This is a genomic window from Streptomyces sp. NPDC054863 (genome assembly GCF_053610825.1).
Genome location: NZ_JBSGZD010000067.1, coordinates 24,235 through 31,606 on the forward strand (window position 1 = coordinate 24,235; position 7,372 = coordinate 31,606).

Genomic DNA, 7,372 nt, shown 5'->3' on the forward strand with positions numbered 1-7,372 from the left:
GCAAACTCCCGCCTGCCGAACTACCACGGATCGTGGCGGTCAGCGCACGCCCAGCGGGACGCCCGCCGCGTGGGCGAGTCCGCGAAGTCGCCCCACGGACACACCTGCCAGCCGGGAGATGATCACGCCCGGCAGCATCTGGTGGTGCACCCACCCGGGTGCCATGGCGCAGACCGCCTCCAGCGTGTCCGCTGCCCGCTCCCACCTGCGGCACTCCACGTGGGTCAGGGCGACGTCGAGCCCGTAGCGGGCCCGCGTCGCGAGCGGCACCGTCTCGTCCGGCCGGACGGTGTCCATGAGCCGCAGCGCCCCCGCCGTGTCCCCCAGAGCCACGGCGATGCTCATGGCCTGGGTGGCGGCGTACAGCGGTCCATACGGCTGGGCGTGGCCTCCGCGCGCGTACTCGCCGCCGAGGCGGGCGCCGACCGCATGGGCCTGGGAGAGATACTCGCGCGCCGTGTCGGCGGAGGCCCCTCCCCGTGAGGCGGCCACGGCGGCGTTGGTGACGAGCTGCCCGTACACCGACAGCCGGTCGGGGTCGTGCTCGGACATCTTCGGTTCGATCCGGTCGGCCTGGGCGGTGGCGAGCGCGAAGCCCTGCGCCGTACGCCCGTCACGGAGGTTCACCCACGCGGTCGTGGCGGCGAGATGTGCCTCGCGCAGGTCGTCCCCGGTCTGAACCGCGATCTGCCGGCCGTAGGTGAGGGCGGCGTACGCGAGGTCCCGTGAACCCCAGACGTTCGCGGCCATGCCTGCGGTCTGGAAGACGTCGGCCAGCACACCGGCTGCGGCTTCTCTCTCCTCGGCGCCGGCGGCGTCGTACCGGGCGCGGGCCTCCGGCAGCAACGCGGCGAGCAGGGTGCCGAGTTCGGTGTACCGGCCCGCCCAGTAGGCGGCATCCGCGTGCTGGACGACGGTGCGCAGCTCGTCGACCGTGCCCGGCTCGGTGTCGGCGGGCAGGCCGATCGCGGCGTCGTGCGTGGCGGCTGAAAGGGTGCGCAGGGCCGCCCGCTCGTCGCGGTCCATCGAGCGGCGAGGTGCCTGCTGCCCGAGGAGTACGGCGATGTCGGTCCCGAGTGCGGAGGCGATGGCCAGCAGGGAGGGGAGGGAGGCGGTGCCGCCGCGCTCCAGCTTCCGTACGACACCGACCGAGACCTCGGCGGCCTCCGCGAGCTGCTCCTGCGTCATGCCGCTGCGGAGGGTCTTGAGTCGTTCAGCGGTGGTGTATTCCGACCATTGCATGGCAGTAACTCCCCGGGCCGATCAAGCCAGGCTTGGACCGTACCCACTTCGTAGCGGATACGTGCACCCTTTGGGAGAAGGGGAGTTGGTGGACTGGCCGGAAAGCTCCTACACCGGGAGGACCGCGCTCACCCCGAGCAGGCGCTCCAGCTCGTCGACCGTCTCGTCCTCGGTGGTCGCGAGGACGGTGGTGATGCCGAGGGCCTCGGCGGGCGGGAGGTTCACCGGGTGGTCGTCGACGAAGACGCAGGATGAACCCGGCAGGCCGAGGCGGTCGAGGGTGAGCTCGTAAATTGCCGGGTCGGGCTTCGCCAGGCCCACGACCTCCGAGACCACGTGGACGTCGAACAGGTCCCAAATGCCAGCCTGCTTATACGGGTTGAAGGGATCCAAGCCGAAGCTGTTCGACAGAAGCGCCAGCCGGTAGCCCGCACCTTTCGCTGCTCGGGCGAGCGCCGCCATCCGGCGGGCCGGCGGCACCTTCGCCCAGGCGCGTCCCATCAGATTCTCCGGGGCAACGTGCGTGCCGAGCAGGGTGGCGGTTCCTTCGTTCCACTCTGCCTGGCCGATCTGGCCGATCTCCAGGGCCGTGTACAGCTGCCGCCCCTCGGGGTTGTCGTTCAGGGTCGCTCGCCAGGCTTCCGCGAGGAGCCCTTCGGACTCGCACCAGGCGCGGTGCACGGGGCGCGGGTCGCCCGTCAGTACCCCGGCGAAGTCCAGGATGAGACCGCGCGGGGTATCGGGGTGAGCGGTGTTCGTGCGCTGCGCCATGCTGCGGGATTCCTCTCCGTTGACCTCAACGACGACGCTACCGCGCGGAGTTCTGTTCCCTCGTCACGTGGGGAAGCCGGGCCTCCCTTGGGAGGCCCGGCTCTGAGCTGCTTCGGTCAGATGCCCGCTCCCAGATTGCCAGCAGAAGCGCCGCTCAGGCGGAGGATGTAACCCTCCCCGGTTCGTCGGCCCCGGTGCGGCGCCGGGGCCGATGCTCCGCAACTTGTCGAAGCTTCAGCCGCAGCGCTGCTCAGGAAGGGCCCGGTCGCTGTGCCGTGTCGTGGGCCAGTTCGGCCAGTCGTGCCGCATCCGACGTGCCCGGTTCGGCAGACCAGAGGACGAGCTGCTGTTCCGGGGCGCCGACGTAGCGGAAGGTGTCCCAGTCGAGGGTGAGGTCGCCGACCACCGAATGGGTGATGCGCTTGCTGCCGAAGTCCTGGTGCGCGACGCGGTGTTCGGCCCACCACACCCGGAACTGCTGATCGGCGACAGCCAGTTCGCCCACGAGGGCCGTGAGGGCCGGGTCGGCCGGGTTCGTCCCGGCTTCCATCCGCAGGACCTCGACGCACGTGCGGGCCACGTCTTCCCACTCCGGGTAGATCTCGCGCATCACCGGGTCGGTGAAGATCATGCGTACGTAATTGCGCTCGGGCTCGGGCACGACCGAGAAGTCGCACAGCAGCTCCGCTGCCAGCGGGTTCCACGCGAGGATGTCCAGCCTCGGGCCGAAGACGATGGCGGGTGTGTCGGTGAGCTGGCCCAGCAACCGGGTCAGGTGCGCGTGCACCTTGGGGCGGGCGGCCCGGCGCGGCGTCTTGCGGTGCCCGGACCGGGCGGCCTGCTCGACCAGTCCTTCTGCATACGTCCTCTGGTCGCCGTTCAGACGCAGGGTCCGCACCAGGGATTCCAGCACGGGCTTCGACGGTGCCAGGCGGCCCTGTTCCAGGCGTACGTAGTAGTCGGTGCTGATCGCGGCCAGCTCGGCCACCTCCTCCCGGCGCAGCCCCGGCACCCGGCGCTGGGTGTGCTCGCGCGCGGGGAGGCCGACTTGCGCGGGTGTGAGCTGGCTACGGCGATGCCTGAGGAGCTCACCGAGCTCACGAAGATGCGCTGATCCGGTCACCCGTCCAGCATGGCACCGGGCAAAGCGCTCTGCCTGGGACAGATCCTTCCTAGGAAGCGGTGCGACCTTCCTGCGCCCGGGCCGTCGGCCGGACAGTGGTTCCAGGCCCGCAGATCGCAGGCCGCCAGCCATGATCCCCAGGAGCAGAACATGAGGACGGACGTCCGCTTCCCCACCAACGGCCTGCAGCTCGCAGGACACCTCTACCTTCCCGACGGCGTCACCGGCCCGCTCGCCGCGATCGTCGTCGGCCACCCCACGACCGGCGTCAAGGAGCAGGCGTCGGCGGCGTACGCGACGCGCCTCGTCGAGGAAGGCTTCGCGGTGCTGACCTTCGACGCCGCCTTCCAGGGCGAGTCCGAGGGCCTGCCCCGCGGCCTGGAGGACCCTTTCCAGCGCGCCGAGGACTTCCGTGCGGCGGTCTCGTACCTCACCACCCGCCCCGAGGTCGACTCCGGCCGTATCGGCGTGATGGGTGTGTGCGGCTCGGGCGCGTACGTGCCTTACGCGGCCCAGACCGACCACCGTATGAAGGCCGTGGCAGGCGTGTCCGGGACCGACGTCCCCAGCTTCTTCCGGGGTGCCGACCCCGAGGGCTGGCAGCAGATGGTGGCGGCCTCCGGGAACCTCCGCAGCGCCGAGGCCGCAGGGGAGCCCGCGGCGACGTTCGCCGTGCTGCCGGAGAAGGCCGACGCCGACACTCCCGCCCCGACGGTTGAGTTCGTCGACTACTACAAGACGTCCCGAGGCAGCCACCCGCGCTCGACGGGAGACATGGTCGTGCGCAGCGCGGACCTCCTCGACCAGTTCGACTCCTTCGCCGACGTCGCCAAGATCGCGCCCCGCCCGCTGCTCATGATCGCGGGTACCGAGGCGGTGACCCGTGGGTTCTCGGAGAAGGCCGTCGCCGACAGCCCCGGCAACGCCGAGCTGTTCCTCGTCCAGGGCGCCACGCACGTCGACCTGTACGACCGCGACCTGTACGTGACCCCTGCCGTCGCCAAGCTGGTCGAGTTCTTCCGCAAGCACCTCGCCTGAGGCGGCGGGCGTGGCCGGCCATCCGGCGGATGCCTTGCTCGCGCTGCGGACAGTAACCCCGGCCAGGGCAGGGTGTCCCCGGGGGCGAGGGCGAGGTTGGCAAGCCCGTCTGCGCCCCGCCCCCACGGCTCAACCTGACGCGTCGTCAGGGGAGTTATGGCACGCGAGCCCGAAATGGTCTAGACAACAAGGAAGCCCCAGGTCTCTGACCTGGGGCTTTTCTATGGAGCGGGTGACGAGAATCGAACTCGCGCTCTGAGCTTGGGAAGCTCATGTTCTACCATTAAACTACACCCGCAGAGGCGGCCGTTGAGCTGTTGCCGCATCGTCGGACACTGTACCCCATGTCGGGATCCCGGTGGCGGGACCGGTGGGTGGAGGTACGGAGTGCCGCTTGGCGGGGCGTCCTGTATATCCCCTAATGTGGCAGCTTCGTCCACGCGTGGTTTGGGGAAGGGACTTGATGGATCGCACCGTCGTCCGCTGTGCCGAAGGGCACGTGTTCAGCACCTCTTCGTTCCCGTTGCGGCAGCTCGGTGAGGGGCGGATCGGGCCGGGGAGGCTCGTTCGCTGTCCTCGGTGCGCGCGGCTTCGGCATGCCGTGCCGGTGATGGGTGCCGAAAAGCAGTAGTGGCAGCAGGTAGCGGTACGTAGTGGTTCAGGCGCGTGGGGCTGTCCGATTGGGGCGGGCCCGCGCGCTCTGCGTATCCTCGGTGGGTGCTTCTCTCAGACAAGGACATCCGGGCCGAGATCGACGCCGGACGAGTACGTATTGATCCGTACGACGAATCCATGGTGCAGCCGTCGAGCATCGACGTGCGGCTGGACCGCTACTTCCGGGTGTTCGAGAACCACCGGTACCCGCACATCGACCCCGCCGTGGAGCAGGCCGACCTGACGCGGCTCGTGGAGCCGGACGGGGAAGAGGCGTTCATCCTGCATCCGGGCGAGTTCGTGCTCGCGTCGACGTACGAGACGATCACGCTGCCCGACAACCTCGCTTCGCGGCTTGAGGGGAAGAGCTCGCTGGGGCGGCTCGGGCTGGTGACGCATTCGACCGCGGGATTTATCGACCCTGGGTTTTCCGGGCACGTGACGCTGGAATTGTCGAATCTGGCGACGTTGCCCATCAAGTTGTGGCCGGGGATGAAGATCGGTCAGCTGTGTCTGTTCCAGCTGAGCTCGTCGGCTGAATTTCCGTACGGGTCCGAGCGGTACGGATCCCGCTACCAGGGGCAGCGTGGGCCGACGGCCTCGCGGTCCTTCCTCAATTTCCATCGGACACAGGTGTGACAGCCGGTATGGGTGACGGTATGAGTGACGTACGAGAGAATCTGACGTACGACGGGTTCGGGAACGCGGTCCGCGAGCTCGCGCAGACGATCGCCGACGACGGGTATGAGCCCGACATCATCCTGAGCATCGCGCGCGGTGGTGTGTTCGTCGCGGGTGGGCTGGCTTATGCGCTCGACGTGAAGAACATCCACCTGGTGAATGTGGAGTTCTACACCGGGGTGGGGACCACTCTGGAAATGCCGGTCATGCTCGCACCGGTTCCGAATATCGTCGACTTCAGCAATAAGAAGGTTCTTATCGCGGACGATGTCGCTGATACCGGTAAGACGTTGAAGCTGGTGCACGACTTCTGCCTGGAGCACGTGGCGGAGGTGCGCAGTGCGGTGGTCTACGAGAAGTCGCATTCGCTCGTGAAGTGCGAGTACGTGTGGAAGCGGACCGACGAGTGGATCAACTTCCCGTGGTCCGTGGAGAAGCCCGTCGTGCGGCGGGCGGGGCAGGTTCTCGACTCGTGAGCAGGTGAGTCGGCGCGTCAGCAGGTGAGTCGGCGCGTCAGCAATGAGTCGAGAAAGGGCCCGGAGCGAAGAACCTCTTCGCTCCGGGCCCTTTCTCGTGCGGTGCGTGCTGTCAGAGCGTGCCCAGCTTGATCAGCGAGAGCAGGGCGACCAGCTGGATCGCGGAGGCGCCCAGGGCCTTCGGCCACGGCAGGTCGTGCGACTTGCTGATCATGGAGGTGAACAGGGCACCGGCGGCCAGCCAGGTCACCCAGCCGATGATCTGGACGAGGCTGTTGTCGCCGCCCAGGAAGAGCGCGAAGAGCAGGCGGGGGGCGTCCGTCAGCGACATGATCAGCATGGAGAGGCCGACGGTGGGCTGCCAGGAGCCGTCGCCGCCCAGTTGGCGGGCGAGGGTGTGGGTCACCGCGCCGAGGACCAGGCCGCAGATGATCATCGCGACTGCGGTCGTGAGGACGTACGGAATGGCGCTGGCGAACGTCGAGTTGATCGTCTCTTCGCGGGCCTTGTCGAAGCCGAAGACCGCGAGCAGGCCGTAGAGGAACGTGACGATCAGCGCCGGGACCCAGACCTGGTGGTCGCGCATCTGCCAGAACGTCGCGCCGGGGCGGGTGGCGATGCCGGAGAGCAACTGCTTCCAGTGCAGGCGGGGGCCGGCCGGCGGGGCGGGGTTGTTGCCCGCCTGGTAGGTGTTGCCGTCGCCGTACGGGTCCTCGTTGACGCTGAAGGCCTGGGTGTGACCGGGGTTGTTGGCGTACGGGTCGTGGGCGGGGGAGCCCGGCGAGTGCGAGCCCTGCGGGTGCGGGCCGCGCGGGTGTCCGCCCTGGCCGTACGGGTCGTGGCCGTACGGGGCCTGGCCGCCGCGGGGGTCGTAGCCGCCCTGGGGGTGCGGGTCGCCGAAGTACTCCGGCTCGTCGGAGCCCCCGCCTCCGTATCCGCCGTTGCCGTATCCGCCAGGGCCTCTGGGGGCGTCGCCGTAACCGGCGTTCCCCTGGGCCTGCGGCCACTGCTGCTGGCCGTACTGGGGGTGAGGCGGTGCCTGCTGCCCCCCGTACGGCTGCTGCTGCGGTTGCTGCCGCTGCGGTTCCTGCTGCGTGCGGTTGTCCCGGCCGCGTCCGATCCTGAATCCAGCCACGCGAATGAACGTACCCGCTCCGGATGGGCCCCGGACCGGGCAGTGGGAAAGCGGAGGTCCTTTGCGGCCGAGCTGTGACATCCCCTAGGGGAACCCCGGGGGGTTCTCCGGAGGGGTTGTCCGGAGGAGGTGCAGGGGGAGGCGCGGGACGAGGTGCGGGACGAGGCGCGGGGAGGTCGTGGCTGCCGTTCTGCGGCCCCGGCGCAAGCAGGAGCGGCCGGTTCCGCCCCGAGGCAGAACCGGCCCCGTCTC

General features: G+C 69.2%; 8 protein-coding genes and 1 tRNA gene. 4 read left to right on the top strand and 5 right to left on the bottom strand.

The annotated features are described in order from the left end of the window. Positions 1 to 39 precede the first annotated feature (39 nt). The 3 genes from ACWGIG_RS15355 to ACWGIG_RS15365 form a co-directional block, all read right to left on the bottom strand. Positions 40 to 1,242 carry a helix-turn-helix domain-containing protein gene (locus ACWGIG_RS15355; protein ID WP_453322074.1) on the bottom strand — a complete coding sequence of 401 codons (1,203 nt, stop codon included), beginning with the start codon at positions 1,240 to 1,242 and terminating at the stop codon, positions 40 to 42. Between the two features lie 108 nt (positions 1,243 to 1,350). Continuing rightward, positions 1,351 to 2,013, bottom strand: coding sequence for an HAD-IA family hydrolase (locus ACWGIG_RS15360; RefSeq protein WP_453322075.1), 663 nt, complete (start codon positions 2,011 to 2,013; stop codon positions 1,351 to 1,353). A gap of 250 nt (positions 2,014 to 2,263) precedes the next feature. Continuing rightward, positions 2,264 to 3,136, bottom strand: a complete 873-nt coding sequence (locus ACWGIG_RS15365; protein WP_453322076.1) for a helix-turn-helix domain-containing protein — start codon at positions 3,134 to 3,136, stop codon at positions 2,264 to 2,266. A gap of 150 nt (positions 3,137 to 3,286) precedes the next feature. On the opposite strand from ACWGIG_RS15365, the gene ACWGIG_RS15370 reads away from it, so the two are divergent. Then, a complete protein-coding gene (locus tag ACWGIG_RS15370; protein WP_453322077.1) occupies positions 3,287 to 4,174 on the top strand; it encodes an alpha/beta hydrolase in 888 nt (295 codons plus the stop codon). A 224-nt stretch (positions 4,175 to 4,398) separates the two neighbouring features. On the opposite strand, the gene ACWGIG_RS15375 is transcribed toward ACWGIG_RS15370, so the two are convergent. Then, a tRNA-Gly gene (locus ACWGIG_RS15375) sits at positions 4,399 to 4,472 on the bottom strand. 123 nt (positions 4,473 to 4,595) lie between these two features. Between ACWGIG_RS15375 and ACWGIG_RS15380 the strand changes: the two genes are divergently transcribed. The 3 genes from ACWGIG_RS15380 to ACWGIG_RS15390 all read left to right on the top strand — a co-directional run bounded on the left by ACWGIG_RS15380 (position 4,596) and on the right by ACWGIG_RS15390 (position 5,985). After that, positions 4,596 to 4,805, top strand: a complete 210-nt coding sequence (locus ACWGIG_RS15380; RefSeq protein WP_453322078.1) for a hypothetical protein — start codon at positions 4,596 to 4,598, stop codon at positions 4,803 to 4,805. Positions 4,806 to 4,891: 86 nt separating this feature from the next. After that, positions 4,892 to 5,467, top strand: coding sequence for a dCTP deaminase (dcd, locus tag ACWGIG_RS15385; protein WP_362412568.1), 576 nt, complete (start codon positions 4,892 to 4,894; stop codon positions 5,465 to 5,467). A gap of 20 nt (positions 5,468 to 5,487) precedes the next feature. Then, on the top strand, positions 5,488 to 5,985 hold the full coding sequence (locus ACWGIG_RS15390; RefSeq protein WP_453322079.1) for a phosphoribosyltransferase: 498 nt from the start codon (positions 5,488 to 5,490) through the stop codon (positions 5,983 to 5,985). Positions 5,986 to 6,097: 112 nt separating this feature from the next. Here the strand turns inward: ACWGIG_RS15390 and ACWGIG_RS15395 are convergent, their stop codons facing one another. After that, the gene (locus tag ACWGIG_RS15395; protein WP_453322080.1) at positions 6,098 to 7,120 is read right to left on the bottom strand and encodes a Yip1 family protein; all 1,023 of its coding nucleotides are present in this window, start codon (positions 7,118 to 7,120) and stop codon (positions 6,098 to 6,100) included. Positions 7,121 to 7,372: the final 252 nt, after the last annotated feature.